Source organism: Pseudomonas sp. BJa3 (assembly GCF_026343815.1).
Lineage (GTDB): Bacteria > Pseudomonadota > Gammaproteobacteria > Pseudomonadales > Pseudomonadaceae > Aquipseudomonas > Aquipseudomonas soli.
Genome location: NZ_JAOXMC010000009.1, coordinates 25,396 through 46,466 on the forward strand (window position 1 = coordinate 25,396; position 21,071 = coordinate 46,466).

Here is a 21,071-nt window from a genome sequence, read left to right on the forward strand (position 1 = left end):
GCCGCAGGCGCGAGCGCGAACGAACAAGGCTTTGACCTGCGCCAAAGCCTTGTTCGCGACCATCAGCGTGGCAGCTTCAGGTTGTTCCAGATCGCCAGGCTCGGCTCGGACTGGTTGAGGGTATAGAAGTGCAGTCCCGGTGCGCCGCCTTGCAGCAGCTGTTCGCACATGTGGGTGATCACTTCCTCGCCGAATGCCTGGATGCTGGCGGTGTCGTCGGCATAGGCTTCCAGCTGCTTGCGTATCCAGCGTGGGATCTCGGCGCCGCAGGCGTCGGAGAAACGCGCCAGCTTGCTGTAGTTGGTGATCGGCATGATGCCGGGCACCACCGGGATCTCGACGCCCAGTTTCTGCGCGCGCTCGACGAAATAGAAGTAGCTGTCGGCGTTGAAGAAATACTGGGTGATGGCGCTGTCGGCACCAGCCTTGACCTTGTGCACGAAGTTGGCCAGGTCGCTCTCGAAGTTGCGCGCCTGCGGGTGCATCTCCGGGTAGGCGGCCACTTCCAGGTGGAAGTGGTTGCCGGTTTCCTGGCGGATGAACTCGACCAGGTCGCTGGCGTAGCGCAGCTCGCCGCTGGCCATGCCCATGCCCGACGGCAGGTCGCCACGCAGGGCGACGATGCGCTTGATGCCGGCGGCCTGGTACTCGGCCAGCAGGGCACGCAGGTCGTCCTTGCTGTCACCCACGCAGGACAGGTGCGGGGCGGCGGGGACTTTCACCTCGTTTTCCAGCTGCAGCACGGTGTTGAGCGTGCGGTCGCGGGTCGAGCCACCGGCACCATAGGTGCAGGAGAAGAAGTCCGGGTTGTAGCTGGCCAGCTGGCGGGCAACGCCCATCAGCTTTTCGTGACCGGCATCGGTCTTGGTGGGGAAGAACTCGAAACTGTAGCGGCGTTCTTGTGACATCTCTGGTTCCTTCGGCAGTGAGCCTGGGCTGCTGCCTGCAAATAAAAGCCAGGACGGTGGGGGCCGGCCTGGCTCGGACATCGGTTCGAAACGTTGCCTGCCAGTGCCGGGCAAGAATACTTGGCACTGGCAACCAGCCGCTTAGTAGCGGTAAGCGTCCGGCTTGAACGGGCCTTCGACGGTCACACCGATGTACTCGGCCTGCTGCGGGGTCAGCTGGGTGACCACGCCGCCGAAGCCGCGGACCATCTCCAGGGCCACTTCTTCGTCGAGTTTCTTCGGCAGCACTTCCACGGTCAGGCGCTCGGCCTTCTTCGCGGCAGGCAGCGCGGCGAACTTCTGCTCGAACAGGAAGATCTGCGCCAGGACCTGGTTGGCGAACGAGCCGTCCATGATGCGGCTTGGGTGGCCGGTGGCGTTGCCCAGGTTCACCAGGCGGCCTTCGGCCAGCAGGATCAGGTAGTCGTCGTTCTGCGGGTCGAACACGCCGGCACCGGTGCGGTGGATCTTGTGCACCTGTGGCTTGACCTCTTCCCATGCCCAGTTCTTGCGCATGAAGGCGGTGTCGATCTCGTTGTCGAAGTGGCCGATGTTGCAGACCACGGCGCGCTTCTTCAGGGCCTTGAGCATGTTGGCGTCGCAGACGTTGACGTTACCGGTGGTCGTGACGATCAGGTCGATGCGGCCGAGCAGGTCCTTGTTGATGCCGGCTTCGGTACCGGTGTTGATGCCGTCCTTGAACGGCGAGACGACTTCGAAGCCGTCCATGCACGCTTGCATGGCGCAGATCGGGTCGACTTCGGTGACCTTGACGATCATGCCTTCCTGACGCAGGGACTGGGCCGAGCCCTTGCCCACGTCGCCGTAGCCGATCACCAGGGCCTGCTTGCCCGACAGCAGGTGGTCGGTACCGCGCTTGATGGCGTCGTTGAGGCTGTGACGGCAGCCGTACTTGTTGTCGTTCTTGCTCTTGGTGACCGAGTCGTTGACGTTGATCGCCGGGACTTTCAGCTCGCCCTTGGCCAGCATGTCCAGCAGGCGGTGCACGCCGGTGGTGGTCTCTTCGGTCACGCCGTGGATCTTGTCCAGCATGGCCGGGTATTTCTTGTGCAGGATCTCGGTCAGGTCACCACCGTCGTCCAGCACCATGTTGGCGTCCCATGGCTGGCCATCCTTGAGGATGGTCTGCTCGATGCACCACTCGTACTCTTGCTCGGTTTCACCTTTCCAGGCGAACACCGGGATGCCGGCGGCAGCGATGGCGGCGGCGGCCTGGTCCTGGGTGGAGAAGATGTTGCACGACGACCAGCGCACTTCGGCACCCAGGGCGACTAGGGTCTCGATCAGCACGGCAGTCTGGATGGTCATGTGGATGCAGCCGATGATCTTCGCGCCCTTGAGCGGTTGCTCGGCTTGATACTTGCGGCGCAGGCCCATCAGCGCGGGCATTTCCGATTCGGCGATGATGACTTCCTTGCGGCCCCAGTCTGCCAGGGAGATGTCGGCGACCTTGAAGTCGGAAAAACCTGCAGGCGTGTTTACAGCGCTCATTGAGAGCCTCCATTCGTAGTGTGCGAATGGGCGCCGTTGTGCGTTGAGCGTCCGCTTGCGCGGACAACGCCCCAACCGAGCCTGACAGGCCGAGCCTGCTGCAGCGCCCCTCGGATGGGTGGCGGGATGGCCACCACTGCGGGGGACCATATGAAACGGCGAGATTATAGCCGCGGGCGTGTGACACACCCAAGACTTTCTGTCGATTAATCGAGACGATAGTCGATGTTCAATGGAGCGTGACCGAGCGGTCTGCCATCATTAGCGCATGTCAGCAAGCAGGTCAGGAGTACAGATGAACTTTCACACCCGCAAATGGGTAAAGCCCGAAGACCTCAACCCCAACGGCACCTTGTTCGGCGGCAGCCTGCTGCGCTGGATCGACGAAGAGGCGGCGATCTACGCCATCGTCCAGCTGGGCAACCAGCGCGTGGTGACCAAGTACATTTCCGAGATCAACTTCGTCAGTGCTTCGCGTCAGGGTGACATCATCGAGCTGGGCATCACCGCCACCGAGTTCGGCCGCACCTCGATCACCCTCAAGTGCGAAGTGCGCAACAAGATCACCCGCAAGGCGATCCTGACCGTCGACAAGATGGTGTTCGTCAACCTGGGTGAGGATGGCCTGCCGGCCGCCCACGGGCGCACCGAGATCAAGTACATCCAGGACCAGTTTCCCGATTCTGCGGTCGAGTGATAAAGCCGGGGCCGCAGAGCGGCCCCGGCGTTTTCATGCCGGTGTGCTGACCTTGCGCACTACCTTGCCGACCGTCAGGCCTTGAATCAGGATCGATGACAGCACCACGATGTAAGTGATCGACAGCAGCAGATCACGCTCGGCGCCCTGCGGCAGCGACAGCGCCAGGGCCACCGACACGCCACCGCGCAGGCCGCCCCAGGTCAGTACGCGAATGGTGCCCTGCGGCACGCTGCGCCAGCGGCGCAACAGCACGATCGCCGGCGCCACGGTCAGCAGCCGCGAAGCCAGCACCGCCACCGCCAGCACGCCACCGGCCGCCAGGTGCAACCAGTTGAACGGCAGCAGCAACAGCTCCAGGCCGATCAGGGCGAACAGCAGTGCGTTGAGCATGTCGTCGATCAGTTCCCAGAAACCGTCCATGTAGCGGCGGGTCATGTCGTTCATCGCCAGGTTGCGCCCCAGGTTGCCGATGATCAGGCCGGCCACCACCATGGCGATCGGCGCCGACACGTGCAACTCGTAGCACATGGCCGAGCCGCCGATCACCAGTGCCAGGGTCAGCATCACCTCCACCTGGTACTGCTCGACGCTCTTGATCATGCGGTAGGTGGCGTAACCGATCAGGCCGCCGAAGGCGATGCCACCCAGTGCCTCACGGGCGAACAGGATGGCGGTATCGGCGACGCTCGGCGTCTCGCCCAGTTGGATGATGCCCAGCAGCACGGTGAACACCACGACCGCCGTGCCGTCGTTGAACAGCGACTCGCCGACGATGGTGGTCTTCAGCGGTTTGGAGGCGTTGGCGGTACGCAGCGCGCCGAGCACGGCGATCGGGTCGGTTGGCGAGATCAGCGCACCGAACAGCAGGCAGTAGATCAGTGGCACGTTCCAGCCGAACAGGGCGAACACCCAGTGCGACAGGTAGCCAATCACCACGGTGGCGATGAGCACGCCCAGGGTGGCCAGCAGGCCGATCGGCCAGCGGTAGCTGCGCAGGTCGGCAAGATTGACGTGCAACGCGCCGGCGAACAGCAGGAACGACAGCATCCAGTGCATCAGCAGGTCGTTGAAGTCGATCTGGTTCATCAGGCCTTCAACGCGTTCTTCCAAGCCAGGGAAGCCGATCAGGCTCAGGCCCTGCAGCATCAGGGAGAATAGCAATGCGGTGACCATCACGCCGATGGCCGGCGGCAGGCCGATGAAGCGGTAGTTCACATAAGTGAGGAGGGTGGTGAGGCAGATAAACGCGGCAACTAATTCAAGCATCCCGAATCCTGTGAAAGTGGCTTCCAAGTCATTACCCGAATGGCTCGGGCAGTTCTTTGATGATCTGGCGCGGCAGTCGGGACACACCTTATGACCGGATTTATCCAATTGGTTCCTGTCAGGCAGTGGCGTGGGGGCGGGCTCGCCGAGATGGGGCCATAACACGCCAGGCGCTATATAGTGGTCCCCACCGAACGACAACAAGGATTCCAAGGCGTGCTGGCAACTTCCCTCGTACTGGTCGCAGCCCTGCTCCATGCCACCTGGAATACCTTGATCAAGTTCAGCGCCGAGCGGCTGCTGGTCATCGCCAGCATGGACGTGGTGGCGCTGAGTTTCGCCCTGCTGGCGGTGGCCTTCGTAGATTTCCCGCCCGCCGGGATCTGGCCCTGGCTGTTGGCCTCGGCGCTGGCCGAGCAGCTGTACCGCTTTCTGCTGATCCAGGCCTATCGGGTCGGCGACCTGGGCCTGGTCTATCCGTTGATGCGTGGCCTGTCGCCCTTGGTGGTACTTGGGTTGACCCTGGCCTTTGCCGGCGAATCGCTGAGCCAGCAGCAGATCATCGGCATCCTGCTGATCCCCTGTGGCATGGCGTGTCTGCTTTGGCAGGGCGGCGGCGGCGACCGCCTGCCCTGGTCGATGCTGCCGGTGGTGGCGCTGATCGGCCTGTGCATCGGCTGCTACACCTGGTTCGACGGCCAGGCCGTACGCCTGTGGGGCAAACCGTGGGATTACCTGGTGTGGCTGAGCCTGCTCAGCTCCTGGCCGTTCCCGCTGCTGGCCGTGGTGGCTCGCCGGGGGCCATTCATGCTGTTCTGGCGAACCCAATGGAATCTGGGCCTGGCAGTCGGGTTCTGTGTGTTGTTCAGCTACGCTCTGGTGCTCTGGGCCATGCACCTGGGCTCGGTGGCCGAGGCGGCAGCGTTGCGCGAACTGAGCGTGATTCTCGTGGTGCTCCTGGGCATGCGCTACCTCAAAGAACCTTTTGGCGGGCCAAGACTCCTAGCTTGCACGCTGGTGCTGGCCGGCATGCTGGTGATGAAGCTCTGAAGCCAACCTCTGTGAAACAAGGAGTCCTGTAGATGACCGTAGCCCTGTGGTGCATTCTTGTCGCCCTGGTCCTGCCGCCGCTGTGTGCGTTGATCGCCAAACTCAGCAGCGGGTATTTTGGCTTTCGCGCCAATCATGACCCGCGTGCCTTTCTGGACGAGCTTGAAGGGCTGCCACGGCGGGCCCATGCCGCTCAGTTGAATGGCTACGAGGCGTTTCCGGCATTTGCCGCGGCGGTGCTGGTGGCCGATATCGTCGGCAATGCCGAACAAGTAACCCAAGATGTGCTGGGCGTGATGTACATCACCAGCCGGTTGCTCTACATCATCTGCTACCTGGCGGATTGGGCGGTGTTGCGCTCGCTGGTGTGGTTCGTCGGGATGGCGCTGATCGTGTCGTTCTTTGTCGTTTCGATCTGAGTGCATCGCGGGGCATGCCCGCTCCCGCAGTGGGAGTAGGCATGCCCCGCGATAGCGCCCGTCAGGGTACCTTCGGTACTTCGGGCAAAGGCTGACCCTTGGGCCACAACATCCAGATCTGCCCCTGTTGTTTCATGTTGCCTGCCAGTTCCCCTGCCTCTGGCCCGGTGCCCCAGAACAGGTCCGCACGCACTTCACCAGTAATCGCCCCACCCGTGTCTTGAGCTCCCACGGGGCGCACCACCGGGCTGCCGTCGGGGCGGGTGGTGGACAGCCACAGCAGGCTGCCCAGCGGGATCACCTTGCGGTCGATGGCCACGCTGTAGCCAGCGGTCAGCGGCACGTTGAGTGAGCCGCGGGGACCTTCGTTGCTGTCCGGGCGGGTGCTGAAGAACACATAGCTCGGGTTGCTGGCCAGCAACTCAGGGATCCGCTTCGGGTTGGCCTGGGCCCAAGCGTGGATGCTGCCCATGGTCACCTGTTCCTTAGGCAGCTGGCCCTGTTCCACCAGCCAGCGGCCAATCGGCCGATAGGGATGGCCGTTCTGGTCGGCATACCCCAGCCGTAGCTGGCGGCCACCTTCCAGCTGGATGCGACCGGAACCCTGGATCTGCAGGAACTGCAAGTCCATCGGGTCGGTCAGCCAGGCCAGTACCGGCGCCATGGCACCGTCGCGGTTGATCACTTCGGCGGTGTCATAGGGTTTGAGCACGCGGCCATCAAGGCGCCCGCGCAAGCGCTTGCCCTTGAGTTCGGGATACACACTGGCCAGATCGACCACGATCATGTCCTCGGGTACGCCGTACACTGGTACATGCGCGGCTTCGGTGCGTTCCAGGCTGCCGGGGTAGACCGGTTCGTAATACCCGGTGATCAGGCCGTTGGCGCTGTTCTGCGCCGAGCGCAGTCCAAACACCTGGAGATTCTGCTCGAGGAAGGTGCGTACCTGATCAGCGTTCGCCATGGCTGAGCCGGCTGCCTCGCAGGTTGCTGCCCACACCGGATCGCGCTTGAGCTTCTCGCAACCGTTGCGCCAGGCATAGAAGCCGGCCAGCAGGTCGTCGTCGCTGACCTGAGGCAGGTCCTTCCAGGTGGCTGGCACATAAGTGGCGATGGCATGAGGCTCGGGCTTGGCGCTTTCGCCGCCGTTGCAGCCGGCCAGGAGCGCCAGGGCGGGCAGGGCCCAGGCGAGATGGCGCAATGCAGATTTCATCGAGAAGGTCCTGTGCTGGGCGAAACATGAACATTCACCCTTGTTTTCTGTGTGGCTATTGGTCTTTGCCCGGCGGGCGGCGATACTGGCCACCCGTTTGCCTGGCCAAAGAGACCGTGATGTTCAAGCGATTGACCGTAGTACTGCTCGCCGCCCTCGCCCTGACCGCCTGTGACGGCGTCGATCCCAACTCGCCACTGGGCCAGCGCAAGGCGATCTTCAAGCAGATGCTCAAGACCAGTGAAGACATGGGAGGCATGCTGCGCGGACGGTTGCCCTTCGATGGCGTGAAGTTCGCCGAGGGCGCGGTGAAGCTGGATTCCCTGGCCCATGAGCCGTGGCAGCACTTCCCGCAGGTGCGCGACGAGGGTGACAGCAGCGCGCGGGCGGATGTCTGGGAGCGGCAGGCGCGGTTCCAGGACCTGGCCCGGCAGCTGGAGGGCGTCACCGGCGAGCTGGTGACGGTGACCCGCAACCCGTCGCTGGACGCAACGCAGATGAAGGCACCGATGGACAAGGTCGAGGCGGCGTGCAAGGCCTGTCATAGCGAGTTTCGTAATCATTGAGCCGTGGGAGGCTGTTGTGGGAGCGGGTTCGCTCCCACATCAAGGGCTGTTAGGTCAGCGCTCGAGCTCGTCCACGGCTTCCTGCAGTTCTTTCTTTGCCTCGGCCAGCTTGTCCTTGCGCTTGTTGATCTTTTCCGCGTCGCCCTTCTTCATGGCTTTGTCCAGGTCCTTGGTGCGCTGGTTCACTTCGTGGCGAGCATCGAGCACTTTCTGCTCGCGCTCTTTGCGCAGCCCGGCTTCGGTGCAGTTGTCCACGCCACGCAGCGCCTCTTCGAGCCCGGCAACTTGGTCACTGTTGCCATGGTCACGGGCAATCTTCAGCTGGTTCTCGATGGCGCTGCGTTTGGCGGCGCAGCCGGTCAAACCTGCATCCGGCTGGGCGGCTTGCGCGACGCCGGTCGCCAGGCCAAGGGTTGCCAGCAGGAAAAGAGCGGTGAAACGTGTCATGAAAAGCCTCCTGAGCGGGGCGGAGCAGCAAAAGTTGGTGGAATCCTGCCTTGGTTTGCCGGATTTAGGAACCCTTGGTGGGGCTTTAAACGGCAAACTCGGAGTTACCCTACGCTCGTCATTGTTCGGCGGTGTCGTTCGAGTGCTGGAAACCGGCGATACGATACCGGCCCAGTTGCGCGGCAAGGGCTTGAACATCTTCTGTTGCAAAAAAAACCTCGAGTTGTTTCGATTTTGCGCCACCGACCCCCGGCGAGGCTTGCCATGCGTCGGCCGATCGGGTTGCGAGCGTCGACCAGTCGGCCTCCAGCGGCATCTCCTGAGGCAAGGGCGCGCCCAGCGCTTTCAACCACTGGTGGAAGGAGCGCAGGTGAGCCGCGCTGAAACTGTCATGAAGCTGTCGGGCCCTGGCGTCGCCGAGACCCGGCACCTTCGTCAGGACTTGGGTGTCGAGCTCCAGCCAGTCCACGAGGGAGGTCACCAGGCCGGCATTCACCAGTCGGCGCCAGGTACCCGGTCCGATCCCTGGCAGGGCCAGCCCCTGCTTGCCGCTCAACCAGTTCAATCGGGCGATGAATTGCTCTTCGCAGCCAGCGCCAGCCCGCCAGCAAGTGTGGGCGTCATACTGGCCGGCAGCCGGTGAGGCCACGGGCTGTCGCACGACCGTGCGATGTACCACGTCGTCAAACCGCGGAACGGTGAGGCCGGCAAGGCTGATGGCCACCTGATCGCCAGGGCGAATATCGAGGTTCTGCCAGCGAGCCAGGGAACCAAGGCTGACCTGGGAAACCTGACGGTCGTCCAGTTCGACAGGCGCCAGATGCAGGATGGGGGTTACCTTGCCAGTGCGTCCAATGCGAAAGCGCACTTCGCGCACCTCGGCCAGTGCCTGGGAGAAGGGGTATTTCCAAGCCGCAATCCAGTAAGGGGCCTTGGCCTGCCAGCGTTCGGCGGGCGGGCGGCTGTCCTGGCGCAGGATCACGCCATCGGTGGCGAAGGGCAGGGCGGTGCGATACCAGTGCAGGCGCATCTCGGCGGCCTGCTCCGGGCTGGCGATGGCGACGCTGTAGCGCTGGCTGTCGGCAAAGCCCATGGCGGCCAGTCGCTCGAGACGCTCTGCCTGGGTTTGCGGCCCGTGCGGCCAGTCCCAGACGAACAGGCCGATGCTCGCGCCGAGCGCTGTGTCCAGCTGCTTGCGTGCCATCAGCCCGGCCACGTTGCCGCGAGCGTTGAGGCTGCCTGCCTGGGCCTGCACATGGCCCTCCAGGCGTTTGTACAGTTCCCCTTGCAGCACCAGGTCCACAGGCTGCGGCAGCTGTCGGGTGATGGCGCCGAGCGAGGGAATATGCCGGCTCCAGTCATGGCCCTGGACGCCATCGCCACGGCTGAGCAGCCGGACCAACCGACCCTTCTGGTAGACCAGGGAAACCGCGACGCCGTCGACCTTGGGCTGTATCCAGACATCGCGTTTGTCGGCCAGCCAACGACGCATTGCCTGTTCGTCAGGGAGCTTGTCGACGCCGGTGTGGACGATCGGGTGTGCAATCGGACCGCGTGCGCTTGCCAGTGGGGCGGGCGCCGCGTCTGGCAGGTTGAAGCACCGCTGTAGCAGCAATTGGCGCTGGCGGCTCTGGTCATAGAGCTCGTCGGCCACCAATGACTTGCCCTGACGATGGTAGTGGTCGTCCCAGCGGGCCAGGGTCTCGCCCAGCCGGGCCATTTCGGCATTCGCCTGGGATACGCTCCAATCCGGACACTGGCCGGCCTGTGCGCTGGCGATGAGTATCGGCAGGAGCATGAGTATCAGCAGCAACGGCATGGCCGGCATCCTTGCGAGGCGGTAAGGAGTCCTCAGCCTAGGTGTCAGCTGCGCGCTGCGACGTGCCGCATTGTCAGACGATATGTCACGAAAAAGCCCCTGCCGATTGCTCGGCAGGGGCTTTCTTTTACTGCTGTAGGAGACTTACAGGCCGGCGGCGTCGCGCAGGGCGGCGGCGCGGTCGGTGCGCTCCCAGGTGAAGGTGGTGAAGGTGTCGTCACCCACGGTCTTCTGCTGCGGGGTACGACCGAAGTGACCGTAGGCAGCGGTTTCCTGGTACATCGGGTGCAGCAGGTCGAGCATGGTGGTGATGGCGTACGGACGCAGGTCGAAGCATTCGCGCACCAGTTGCACGATCTTCTCGTCCGAGACCTTGCCGGTGCCGAAGGTGTTGATCGAGATGGAGGTCGGCTGGGCCACGCCGATGGCGTAGGACACCTGGATCTCGCAACGCTCGGCCAGGCCAGCGGCGACGATGTTCTTGGCCACGTAGCGGCCGGCGTAGGCGGCGGAACGGTCGACCTTGGACGGGTCCTTGCCGGAGAACGCGCCACCACCGTGGCGAGCCATGCCGCCGTAGGAGTCGACGATGATCTTGCGGCCGGTCAGGCCGCAGTCGCCCACCGGGCCACCGATGATGAAGTTGCCTGTCGGGTTGATGTGGTACTGGGTACCCTTGTGCAGCAGTTCCGCAGGCAGGGTGTGCTTGACGATCAGCTCCATCACCGCTTCCTGCAGGTCTTTCTGCGAGACCTCGGGGTTGTGCTGGGTCGACAGTACGACCGCGTCGATGCCGACGACCTTGCCGTTTTCATAGCGGCAGGTGACCTGGGACTTGGCGTCCGGGCGCAGCCAAGGCAGCAGCTTGGACTTGCGCGCCTCGGCCTGGCGCTCGACCAGGCGGTGCGAGAAGCAGATCGGTGCCGGCATCAGCACGTCGGTCTCGTTGCTGGCGTAGCCGAACATCAGGCCCTGGTCGCCAGCGCCCTGGTCTTCCGGGCGGGAGCGGTCGACGCCCTGGGCGATGTCCACCGACTGCTTGCCGATGATGTTCATCACGGCGCAGGTGGCACCGTCGAAGCCGACGTCGGAGCTGTTGTAGCCGATGTCGATGATCACGTTACGTACCAGGTCTTCCAGATCGACCCAGGCCGAAGTGGTGACTTCACCGGCGATGATGGCGACACCGGTCTTGACCAGGGTCTCGCAGGCCACGCGGGCATACTTGTCCTGGGCGATGATGGCGTCCAGCACCGCGTCGGAGATCTGGTCGGCGATCTTGTCCGGATGCCCTTCGGACACGGACTCGGAGGTGAAAAGGGAGTATTCGCTCATCTCGATGGGTTCCTGAAATTTACCGATGTTGTATGTCGCCAGTGGCCCGCTGGAAATGCCGGACCTGGATCTGAAAACCGTTACGCAAGCCCACGTAGAGGCTGTCCCCGGGGGTCAGTCCCGCAGCGTTGGCCCAACGGGCCAGGTCATCCTGTTCGAAGCCAAGCCACAGGTCGCCGCAGGCTTCGCGCGCCCACCCCTGGTCATGGCTGCACAGCTCGGTGACCAGCAGGCTGCCGCCCGCTTTCACCCGTCTGGCCAGCAGGCGCAAGGCCTGGGCCGGGTCGCTGAAATGGTGCAGGACCATGTTCAGCACAACGCAGTCGGCTTCCACATCCGTTGTACCCAGTGCATCGGCCAACTGCAGGTTCACGTTGTTCAGTGCATTGCGCTCACAGACCTGGCGCGCCAGCTCGAGCATGGTCGGGCTGTTGTCCATGGCCGTGACCTGGTCGAAGCGGCGCGCCAGGTCGGGCAGGAAACCGCCGTCGCCAGGCCCCACTTCCAGGGCGCTGGCGCCGACGCCGAAGCTGAGCTTGTCGAGCAATGCCAGCAGGCTTTCGCGGTACTGCGGCAAGCCGGCGATCAGGTCCTGCTGGGCGCGGAATTTCTCTTCGACGCGCTGGAAAAAGTCCTGGCTGGTAGCGGCGCGGCGCTGTTGCACCAGGGCGATACGTGCCTGTACGTCCACGGGCAGCGAGAGGTCGTCGGCTTCCTCCAGCAGCGCCGTATGCAGGCGGCCACCCAGGCGCTGACTGTCGGGCAGGGCGCGGCGGTAGAAGATCGCATTGCCCTCGCGACGGGTCGCCACCAGGTCGGCCTGGGCCAGTACCTTGAGGTGGTGGCTCATACCCGACTGGCCGATGTCGAAGATCTGCGCCAGCTCCAGCACGCCGAACGAGTCGTTGGCCAATGCGCGCAGCACGTTCAGGCGCAGAGGATCGCCGCCGGCCTTGCACAGGGCGGCCAGCTCGTCGCTGCGTTGCGGGGTGATGGGCGCATTGAGGTTCATGGGGCGGGAGTCTAGTCAGGGGATGCTGTCGTCGCAATAGCAATATCAAAAAGTTTTGATATTGCTGGATGGGTGGTGGTTTCGCAGGCGCATTTCTCGTGAAAAGTGGGCCAAACACAGGAAAAAAGCCCGACTGCGACCATACGTCATTGCCCCCGGCCCCCCCTGTGGGCGAAAATGGTCGCCTTTTTTCGCTTCACCACCCTTTCAAGCCCCAGGAGACTCAGCGATGCCCAGCCGTCGTGAACGTGCCAACGCCATTCGTGCCCTCAGCATGGATGCCGTGCAAAAGGCCAACAGCGGCCACCCAGGTGCCCCCATGGGTATGGCGGATATCGCCGAAGTGCTTTGGCGCGACTACCTGAAGCACAACCCGAGCAACCCGAACTTCGCCGACCGTGACCGCTTCGTGCTGTCCAACGGTCACGGCTCGATGCTCATCTATTCGCTGCTGCACCTGACCGGCTACGACGTCACCATCGACGACCTCAAGGCCTTCCGTCAGCTGCACAGCCGCACCCCGGGCCACCCGGAGTTCGGCTACACCCCAGGCGTGGAAACCACCACCGGCCCCCTGGGCCAGGGTCTGGCCAACGCCGTGGGCTTCGCCCTGGCGGAAAAGGTGCTGGGCGCCCAGTTCAACCGTGAAGGCCACAACATCGTCGACCACAACACCTACGTGTTCCTCGGCGACGGCTGCATGATGGAAGGCATTTCCCACGAAGTCGCCTCGCTGGCCGGCACCTTGGGCCTGAACAAACTGATCGCCTTCTACGACGACAACGGCATCTCCATCGACGGCGAAGTGCACGGCTGGTTCACCGACAACACCCCGGCGCGCTTCGAAGCCTACAACTGGCAGGTGATCCGCAACGTCAACGGTCACGACGCCGACGAGATCAAGATGGCCATCGACACCGCTCGCAAGAGCGACCGTCCGACCCTGATCTGCTGCAAGACCATCATCGGCTTCGGCTCGCCGAACAAGCAGGGCAAGGAAGACTGCCACGGCGCACCGCTGGGCAACGAAGAAATCGCCCTGGCCCGCAAGGAACTGAACTGGAACCACGGTCCGTTCGAGATCCCGGCCGACATCTATGCCGAGTGGGACGCCAAAGCCGCTGGCGCCAAGGCCGAAGCTGCCTGGAACGAGCGTTTCGACGCCTATGCCAAGGCTTACCCGGAACTGGCTGCCGAGTTCAAGCGCCGTGACGCAGGCGACCTGCCGGCGGACTTCTCCGAGAAGGCCCAGGCCTACATCAACGAAGTCGCCGCCAAGGGCGAAACCATCGCCAGCCGCAAGGCCAGCCAGAACACCCTGAATGCCTTCGGCCCGCTGCTGCCGGAGTTCCTCGGGGGTTCGGCGGACCTGGCCGGCTCCAACCTGACCTTGTGGAAAGGTTGCAAGGGTGTCGAGGCCAATGACGCCAGCGGCAACTACGTGTTCTACGGCGTGCGCGAATTCGGCATGACCGCGATCATGAACGGCGTCGCCCTGCACGGCGGTCTGGTGCCTTATGGCGCGACCTTCCTGATGTTCATGGAATACGCCCGCAACGCCGTGCGCATGTCGGCGCTGATGAAACAACGCGTGATCCACGTCTACACCCACGACTCCATTGGCCTGGGCGAAGACGGTCCGACCCATCAGCCGATCGAGCAACTGACCAGCCTGCGCAGCACGCCGAACCTGGACACCTGGCGTCCGGCCGATGCGGTGGAGTCCGCCGTGTCCTGGAAAGCCGCCCTGGAGCGCAAGGACGGCCCGTCGGCGCTGATCTTCTCGCGCCAGAACCTGCAGCATCAGGATCGCAATGCCCAGCAGATCGCCGATATCGCCCGTGGCGGTTACGTGCTCAAGGACTGCGCCGGCGAGCCTGAGCTGATCCTGATCGCCACCGGTTCCGAAGTGGGCCTGGCTGTCCAGGCGTTCGACAAGCTGAGCGCCGAGGGCCGCAAGGTCCGCGTCGTGTCGATGCCGAGCACCAGCGTGTTCGATGCCCAGGACGCTGCCTACAAGCAGTCGGTCCTGCCACTGGAAGTCGGTGCGCGCATCGCCATCGAGGCTGCCCATGCCGACTTCTGGTACAAGTACGTCGGCCTCGAAGGTCGCGTGATCGGCATGACCACCTACGGCGAGTCGGCACCGGCCTCCGCGCTGTTCGAGGAGTTCGGCTTCACCCTGGACAACATCCTGGGCACCGCCGAAGAGCTGCTGGAAGACTGATGCACCCGGGAGGCTACGTGCCTCCCGCCTGATCGCGGGGCAAGCCCGCTCCCACAAGGCATTCCGGTGCCTTTAGGGAGCGGGCTTGCCCCGCGATGGTCGTTCAACGCACCTGCACGTGAGTATCGAATGCCCCACCCGCGTCCCTACAAAGTTGCACTCAACGGTTACGGCCGCATCGGCCGCTGTGTCCTGCGCGCACTGTTCGAGCGAGGGGCGAAGGCCGGTTTCGAGATCGTCGCGCTGAACGACCTGGCCGACCAGGCCAGTCTGGAATACCTGACGCGCTTCGACTCCACCCACGGGCGTTTCCCCGGTGAGGTGAAAGTCGACGGCGATTGTCTGCATATCAATGGCGACTGTGTGAAAGTGCTGCGCAGCGCCACCCCCGAAGGCATCGACTGGGCCGCCCTGGATGTCGACCTGGTACTGGAGTGCTCTGGCGCCTACAACACCCGAGCCGACGGCCAGCGTTTTCTCGATGCCGGTGCGCCACGGGTGCTGTTCTCGCAGCCGATGGCCAGTGAAGCCGACGTCGATGCCACGGTGGTCTACGGCATCAACCAGGGTTGCCTGACCGGCAACGAACTGCTGGTATCGAACGCGTCCTGCACCACCAACTGCGGCGTGCCCCTGCTGCGGGTGCTGGACCAGGCCTTTGGCATCGAGTACGTACAGATCACCACCATCCACTCGGCGATGAACGACCAGCCGGTGATCGACGCCTATCACCATGAAGACCTGCGCCGCACGCGCTCGGCATTCCAGTCGGTGATTCCGGTGTCCACTGGTCTGGCGCGGGGCATCGAGCGCCTGCTGCCGGAACTTGCCGGGCGAATCCAGGCCAAAGCGGTACGCGTGCCAACCGTCAACGTGTCGTGCCTGGACATCACCCTGCAGACCGCCCGCGACACCAGCGCGGCCGAGGTCAACCGGGTGTTGCGCGAGGCCGCCCTGGTTGGCCCGCTAAAAGGCTTGCTGGCCTACACCGAGCTGCCCCACGCCAGCTGTGATTTCAACCATGACCCGCATTCGGCCATCGTCGATGCCAGCCAGACCCGTGTCTCAGGCTCCCGCCTGGTGAACCTGCTGGCCTGGTTCGACAACGAATGGGGGTTTGCCAACCGTATGCTCGACGTTGCCGAACACTATCTGCACGTCGTCCACCCAACCCGCAGCAAACAGCCCTGAAGGACTGCATTCATGACCGTGTTGAAGATGACCGACCTCGACCTGCAAGGTAAGCGCGTACTGATCCGCGAAGACCTCAACGTCCCTGTGAAAGACGGCGTGGTCGCCAGCGATGCGCGTATCCTGGCAGCGCTGCCGACCATCAAGCTGGCCCTGGAGAAGGGCGCGGCGGTAATGGTCTGCTCGCACCTGGGGCGCCCGACCGAAGGCGAGTTCTCCGCTGAGAACAGCCTCAAGCCGGTTGCCGACTACCTGGGCAAGGCCCTGGGCCGCGACGTGCCGCTGGTCGCCGACTACCTCGACGGCGTTCAGGTGCAGGCCGGTGACCTGGTGCTGTTCGAGAACGTGCGCTTCAACAAGGGCGAGAAGAAGAACGCCGACGAGCTGGCGCAGAAGTACGCCGCCCTGTGCGACGTGTTCGTCATGGACGCGTTCGGCACCGCGCACCGCGCCGAAGGCTCCACCCACGGTGTTGCCAAGTTCGCCAAGGTCGCTGCTGCCGGCCCGCTGCTGGCGGCCGAGCTGGACGCCCTGGGCAAGGCCCTGAAGGCGCCGGCCAAGCCGATGGCGGCCATTGTTGCCGGCTCCAAGGTGTCGACCAAGCTGGACGTGCTGAACAGCCTGAGCACTGTGTGCGACCTGCTGATCGTCGGCGGTGGTATCGCCAACACCTTCCTCGCCGCTGCCGGTCACCCGGTGGGCAAGTCGCTGTACGAGGCTGACCTGGTCGAAACCGCCAAGGCCATCGCCGCCAAGGTCAATGTGCCGCTGCCGGTCGACGTGGTGGTTGCCAAGGAATTCGCTGAAAGCGCCGAAGCTACCGTCAAGGCGATCGCCGACGTGGCGGCTGACGACATGATCCTCGACATCGGCCCACAGACCGCTGCCAACTTCGCCGAACTGCTGAAGTCGTCGCAGACCATCCTGTGGAACGGCCCGGTCGGTGTGTTCGAATTCGACCAGTTCGGCAACGGCACCAAGGTACTGGCCAAGGCCATCGCCGACAGCGCCGCATTCTCCATCGCCGGTGGCGGTGACACCCTGGCAGCCATCGACAAGTATGGCGTTGGCGCCGATATCTCCTACATTTCTACCGGTGGCGGCGCGTTCCTCGAGTTCGTCGAGGGCAAGGTCCTGCCTGCCGTGGCAATCCTGGAAGAACGGGCCAAGGCCTGAGTTTGAAGGCGCCTGGCAAAGGGAGCGACCTGATGGTCAAGCAATTGCCTGTGATGATCGTGGCAGTGTTGCTGGGCGCCTGCTCCAGCAACACGGGCAGCGAGGCTGACCCGGCGCAGCCGCCCAAGGGCGGTTGCTACCAGTCCCAGTGGCAGGCCGAGACGGCACCGGTGATCAACAAGCGCCTGGGCCCGGACGGCCTGGAAAAGTACGACGACGAGCACCAGCGCAAGGCGCCGGGCTGCCCTTGATCGGGCGCCAGGCAACCTGAAGGCTGTTTTGTGGTCTTGAACATAGGGCTGCTTTGCAGCCCCTGGCGGAGTGATTGAATGAAAGCGCTTCTGGCCGCATTGGCCCTGGCGACCCTGGCAGGCTGTTCGTTGCTGCAACCCGCCCAACCCGCCCCGGCGGACAACTGGACCCGCTGGGTCTGCGACAGCCAGGCCGAGGTGCTGTGGCGCTTCGCTGATGCACAACAGGACGCGGTCGATGTACGCCTGGGTGGCGGCGACCAGGTCTACCGGCTAAAGGCCGAGCCGGGCGCCTCCGGCGCGCTGTACAGCGATGGCATGCTGGCCTTCCACACCAAAGGTGAAGAAGGCCTGGTGTATTGGGTGGCGACCAACGATCTGATTGGGCGGGGCTGCAAGGCACCGTGACTGGCCGGGCCGCGCAGGTGGCCCACACTACTTGAACAGCAACCGCCCCTGCGGCAGGCTTGCACGAAACAAACGACGCTTGTCGGGAGAGAGATACACAATGGCACTCATTAGCATGCGCCAGATGCTGGACCACGCCGCCGAGTTCGGCTACGGCGTTCCGGCTTTCAACGTCAACAACCTCGAGCAGATGCGCGCGATCATGGAAGCCGCCGACAAGACCGACTCCCCGGTCATCGTCCAGGCTTCCGCTGGCGCTCGCAAATACGCCGGTGCGCCGTTCCTGCGCCACCTGATCCTGGCGGCCATCGAAGAGTTCCCGCACATTCCGGTGTGCATGCACCAGGACCACGGCACCAGCCCCGACGTGTGCCAGCGCTCCATCCAGCTGGGCTTCAGCTCGGTGATGATGGACGGCTCGCTGGGTGAAGACGGCAAGACCCCGACCGACTACGAGTACAACGTCCGTGTCACCCAGCAGACCGTTGCCATGGCCCACGCCTGTGGCGTTTCGGTAGAAGGCGAGCTGGGCTGCCTGGGTTCGCTGGAAACCGGCATGGCCGGTGAAGAAGACGGCATCGGCGCCGAAGGCGTGCTGGATCACAGCCAGATGCTGACCGACCCGGAAGAAGCGGCCGACTTCGTCAAGAAGACCCAGGTCGATGCCCTGGCCATCGCCATCGGCACCAGCCATGGCGCCTACAAGTTCACCAAGCCGCCTACCGGTGACGTGCTGGCGATCGACCGCATCAAGGAAATCCACAAACGCATCCCCAACACCCACCTGGTGATGCACGGCTCGTCCTCGGTGCCGCAAGAGTGGCTGGCGATCATCAACCAGTACGGCGGCGACATCAAAGAGACCTACGGCGTGCCGGTCGAAGAGATCGTCGAAGGCATCAAGTACGGTGTCCGCAAGGTCAACATCGACACCGACCTGCGTCTGGCCTCCACTGGCGCCATGCGCCGCCTGATGGCGCAGAACCCGAGCGAGTTCGACCCGCGCAAGTTCTTCGGTGAAACCGTCAAGGCCATGCGTGACGTGTGCATCGCCCGCTACGAAGCTTTCGGCACCGCCGGCAACGCCTCGAAGATCAAGCCGATCTCCCTGGAAGGCATGTTCCAGCGCTATGCCAAAGGCGAACTGGCCGCCAAGATCAACTGATCTGGTACCGTTCAACGAAAGAGCCCGCCGCGAAGCGGGCTTTTTTTGTGCGCGCAAGACCCGATTCGTACGTCGGCTGTCCACCGCTTATACCGTTAGTCGGCTAAGATCGGTTCCGATGGCTTATGGCCATGCGCCTGCATTGCGTCTTGAGATGCCGAGACTAGAGTAACAATCGGATCCAATTAAAAGTCGCAGTTGGACTTACCAAGAGAAGCAACATGGATGGCGCTTATTCTCAAACACCGGAAAGCAGTTCGGTTCTGCTGATCGTAGACGACTATCCGGAGAACCTCATCAGCATGCGGGCTCTGCTGACCCGCCAGGATTGGCAGGTATTGACCGCCAGTTCAGGGATGGAAGCCCTGAGCACCTTGCTTGAGCACGAGGTCGACCTGGTGCTGCTCGATGTGCAGATGCCCGAGATGGACGGTTTCGAGGTTGCCCGCCTGATGCGCGGCAGCCAACGCACCCGTTTGACTCCGATTATTTTTCTGACCGCCAACGAGCAGTCCGACGCCGCGGTGCTCAAGGGGTATGCTAGTGGCGCAGTGGATTACCTGTTCAAACCGTTCGACCCGCAAATACTCAAGCCCAAGGTCCAGGCTCTGCTGGAGCAGCAGCGCAACAGGCGCATGCTGCAACGGCTGACCCGTGAACTGGAGTCGGCGCGGGCGTTCAACGCCTCGATCCTGGAAAATGCCGCCGAGGGCATCCTGGTGGTGGATGAGGGGGGCAGCATCGATTTCGCCAACCCGGCCATCTCGCGCCTCCTGGATGCGCCGGTGGAGAAGCTGCAAGGCGCGCATATGCTGGACCTGATCCAGCTCCCCTGCGCCAATCTTTGGCCTGAGTCGGACTTTTACCAGGCCTATCTGGGGCGGCAGATCTTCCGTGTCCACGACGCCCAGTTGCGCACCCTCGGTGGTCAGTTGGTGCCCGTAGCGCTGTCCTGCGCGCCTTTGCCCGCCGAGCAGAAAGCCATGGTGGTCACGGTGCTGGACATGTCGGTGGTGCGTAGCCTGCACCAGCAACTGGAGTACCAGGCAGTGACCGATCCTTTGACCGGGTTGCTCAATCGCCGTGGCTTCTACCAGACAGCCGAAAGCGCGTTGCTGCGCAACGAGCGTTCAGACAAGGCCAAGGCCCTGATGTACATGGACCTGGACGGTTTCAAGCGGATCAACGATCTGCTCGGCCATGACGCTGGCGATACGGTCCTGCGCTGGGTGGCTGACCAGCTCAAGGAATGCCTGGGCAGCGAGGCGCTGCTGGCGCGTATGGGCGGCGACGAGTTTACCGCCCTGTTCGATGGCCTGCCGTACCCCGAGCAGGCCGGTCGCTACGCCGAGAAACTGCTGGAGCGTATGTCGAGCTTCCAGCAGGTGGATGGGCTGGAGGTGAACCTGGGGGTGAGCATCGGCATTGCCACCTACCCGGACTGTGGCGCTAACGTGGAAGGCCTGTTGCGCGCCGCCGACGCGGCGATGTACGCGGCCAAGCAGGCCGGACGCCAGCAGTATCGCTTCTACGACCAGGAACTCAATGGCCGCGCCCGCTCGCGGCTGATGCTCGAGGACAGTGTGCGTACAGCCATCGAGCAGAATGACTTCACTCTGGTCTACCAACCGCAGGTGGCTTTCACCGATGGCCGCTTGCGGGGCTTCGAGGCGTTGTTGCGCTGGCAGCACCCCAGCGTTGGCGACGTGCCGCCCGGGTTGTTCATTCCCCTGCTGGAGGAGGCTCGTCTGATCAACCGCCTGGCCAGCTGGATCTATCGCAAGGGCGCCGCGCAGCGCAATGCCTGGAGCGAGCGCTTTGGTTCGCAGCTGGTGCTGGGCATCAGCCTGAGCCGCGCCCAGTTCACCATGCCCGGGTTGGTCGATGAACTGGCCCAGGTGATCGACAAGCATCAACTGCAACCCGCCCAGCTGGAGGTGGAGGTGGCCGAGACCTCGTTGATGTACAACATCGACGCGGCGGTGAAGCAGGTGCACCGCCTGCGAGAGCTGGGCATTCGCGTGGCGTTGGACGACTTCGGCGCCGGCGACTGCTCGTTGCGCATGCTGCGCGACCTGCCTATCGACACGCTCAAGCTCGACCGCCACCTGGTCGCGCGGTTGCCGGACTCGGCGGCGGATATCGCCTTGGTGCGCAGCGTCATCGACCTGTGCGCGGCCTACGACATCACGGTAATCGCCGAGGGTGTCGAGACTCGGGCCCAAGCCGAATGGCTCAAGGGCGCCGGTTGCGCCTACGTGCAGGGGTTCCTGGTGGCCCGGCCGCTCACTGCCGACGCCGCTGGCGATTTCCCGGCGCTTTTCCCATGGGCGTCGTGATTGGCTAAACTCGCGTCTTCTCGTTCCG

The 21,071-nt window shown here is 63.7% G+C and carries 19 protein-coding genes and 1 riboswitch; of the genes, 11 read left to right on the forward strand and 8 right to left on the reverse strand.

All coding sequences use genetic code 11. The features are described from left to right. Positions 1 to 62: 62 nt before the first annotated feature. Both metF and ahcY read right to left on the reverse strand, forming a co-directional pair. Positions 63 to 908, reverse strand: a complete 846-nt coding sequence (gene metF / locus OH705_RS12950) for a methylenetetrahydrofolate reductase [NAD(P)H] (RefSeq protein ID WP_094012345.1) — start codon at positions 906 to 908, stop codon at positions 63 to 65. Positions 909 to 1,049: 141 nt separating this feature from the next. Next, the gene (ahcY, locus tag OH705_RS12955) at positions 1,050 to 2,459 is read right to left on the reverse strand and encodes an adenosylhomocysteinase (RefSeq protein WP_046853939.1); all 1,410 of its coding nucleotides are present in this window, start codon (positions 2,457 to 2,459) and stop codon (positions 1,050 to 1,052) included. Positions 2,460 to 2,480: 21 nt separating this feature from the next. Beyond that, positions 2,481 to 2,577, reverse strand: a riboswitch (S-adenosyl-L-homocysteine riboswitch). Between the two features lie 177 nt (positions 2,578 to 2,754). On the opposite strand from ahcY, the gene OH705_RS12960 reads away from it, so the two are divergent. After that, positions 2,755 to 3,156, forward strand: a complete 402-nt coding sequence (locus tag OH705_RS12960) for an acyl-CoA thioesterase (protein WP_003257757.1) — start codon at positions 2,755 to 2,757, stop codon at positions 3,154 to 3,156. A gap of 33 nt (positions 3,157 to 3,189) precedes the next feature. Here OH705_RS12960 and OH705_RS12965 read toward each other — a convergent pair whose 3' ends face one another. After that, positions 3,190 to 4,425 (reverse strand): cation:proton antiporter, encoded by a 1,236-nt coding sequence (locus OH705_RS12965; protein WP_267302327.1) that lies wholly within the window; start codon positions 4,423 to 4,425, stop codon positions 3,190 to 3,192. A 216-nt stretch (positions 4,426 to 4,641) separates the two neighbouring features. On the opposite strand from OH705_RS12965, the gene OH705_RS12970 reads away from it, so the two are divergent. Both OH705_RS12970 and OH705_RS12975 read left to right on the forward strand, forming a co-directional pair. Next, positions 4,642 to 5,475: an EamA family transporter gene (locus tag OH705_RS12970; RefSeq protein WP_023629466.1), complete on the forward strand. Its 834-nt coding sequence runs from the start codon at positions 4,642 to 4,644 to the stop codon at positions 5,473 to 5,475. Between the two features lie 32 nt (positions 5,476 to 5,507). Further along, positions 5,508 to 5,894: an MAPEG family protein gene (locus OH705_RS12975; RefSeq protein ID WP_023629465.1), complete on the forward strand. Its 387-nt coding sequence runs from the start codon at positions 5,508 to 5,510 to the stop codon at positions 5,892 to 5,894. A 61-nt stretch (positions 5,895 to 5,955) separates the two neighbouring features. On the opposite strand, the gene OH705_RS12980 is transcribed toward OH705_RS12975, so the two are convergent. Beyond that, complete coding sequence (locus OH705_RS12980) at positions 5,956 to 7,107, reverse strand: murein transglycosylase A (RefSeq protein ID WP_110605340.1); 1,152 nt, start codon at positions 7,105 to 7,107, stop codon at positions 5,956 to 5,958. Positions 7,108 to 7,226: 119 nt separating this feature from the next. On the opposite strand from OH705_RS12980, the gene OH705_RS12985 reads away from it, so the two are divergent. Then, positions 7,227 to 7,673: a c-type cytochrome gene (locus OH705_RS12985; RefSeq protein ID WP_038706915.1), complete on the forward strand. Its 447-nt coding sequence runs from the start codon at positions 7,227 to 7,229 to the stop codon at positions 7,671 to 7,673. Between the two features lie 54 nt (positions 7,674 to 7,727). Here OH705_RS12985 and OH705_RS12990 read toward each other — a convergent pair whose 3' ends face one another. From OH705_RS12990 to OH705_RS13005, 4 genes are all read right to left on the reverse strand, one after another. After that, positions 7,728 to 8,120 carry a DUF1090 domain-containing protein gene (locus tag OH705_RS12990; RefSeq protein ID WP_023632841.1) on the reverse strand — a complete coding sequence of 131 codons (393 nt, stop codon included), beginning with the start codon at positions 8,118 to 8,120 and terminating at the stop codon, positions 7,728 to 7,730. A gap of 118 nt (positions 8,121 to 8,238) precedes the next feature. After that, positions 8,239 to 9,939, reverse strand: coding sequence for an NAD-dependent DNA ligase LigB (ligB, locus tag OH705_RS12995; protein ID WP_038706914.1), 1,701 nt, complete (start codon positions 9,937 to 9,939; stop codon positions 8,239 to 8,241). A 144-nt stretch (positions 9,940 to 10,083) separates the two neighbouring features. After that, positions 10,084 to 11,274 (reverse strand): methionine adenosyltransferase, encoded by a 1,191-nt coding sequence (gene metK, locus OH705_RS13000; protein WP_038706913.1) that lies wholly within the window; start codon positions 11,272 to 11,274, stop codon positions 10,084 to 10,086. Between the two features lie 19 nt (positions 11,275 to 11,293). Continuing rightward, positions 11,294 to 12,286, reverse strand: coding sequence for an ArsR/SmtB family transcription factor (locus tag OH705_RS13005; protein WP_038706912.1), 993 nt, complete (start codon positions 12,284 to 12,286; stop codon positions 11,294 to 11,296). Positions 12,287 to 12,515: 229 nt separating this feature from the next. On the opposite strand from OH705_RS13005, the gene tkt reads away from it, so the two are divergent. From tkt to OH705_RS13040, 7 genes are all read left to right on the forward strand, one after another. Further along, entirely contained in the window at positions 12,516 to 14,513 is a 1,998-nt protein-coding gene (gene tkt, locus OH705_RS13010; RefSeq protein ID WP_023631029.1) for a transketolase, read from the forward strand. Between the two features lie 129 nt (positions 14,514 to 14,642). After that, entirely contained in the window at positions 14,643 to 15,704 is a 1,062-nt protein-coding gene (gene epd / locus OH705_RS13015; RefSeq protein WP_023631030.1) for an erythrose-4-phosphate dehydrogenase, read from the forward strand. 12 nt (positions 15,705 to 15,716) lie between these two features. Further along, positions 15,717 to 16,880, forward strand: a complete 1,164-nt coding sequence (locus tag OH705_RS13020) for a phosphoglycerate kinase (RefSeq protein WP_038706911.1) — start codon at positions 15,717 to 15,719, stop codon at positions 16,878 to 16,880. 32 nt (positions 16,881 to 16,912) lie between these two features. Next, on the forward strand, positions 16,913 to 17,131 hold the full coding sequence (locus OH705_RS13025) for a hypothetical protein (RefSeq protein WP_031315764.1): 219 nt from the start codon (positions 16,913 to 16,915) through the stop codon (positions 17,129 to 17,131). 78 nt (positions 17,132 to 17,209) lie between these two features. Beyond that, the gene (locus OH705_RS13030; protein WP_023631711.1) at positions 17,210 to 17,539 is read left to right on the forward strand and encodes an MliC family protein; all 330 of its coding nucleotides are present in this window, start codon (positions 17,210 to 17,212) and stop codon (positions 17,537 to 17,539) included. Positions 17,540 to 17,639: 100 nt separating this feature from the next. After that, on the forward strand, positions 17,640 to 18,704 hold the full coding sequence (gene fba / locus OH705_RS13035) for a class II fructose-bisphosphate aldolase (protein ID WP_023631710.1): 1,065 nt from the start codon (positions 17,640 to 17,642) through the stop codon (positions 18,702 to 18,704). A 221-nt stretch (positions 18,705 to 18,925) separates the two neighbouring features. Beyond that, the gene (locus OH705_RS13040; RefSeq protein WP_160291091.1) at positions 18,926 to 21,043 is read left to right on the forward strand and encodes a putative bifunctional diguanylate cyclase/phosphodiesterase; all 2,118 of its coding nucleotides are present in this window, start codon (positions 18,926 to 18,928) and stop codon (positions 21,041 to 21,043) included. The last annotated feature ends 28 nt before the right edge of the window (positions 21,044 to 21,071 follow it).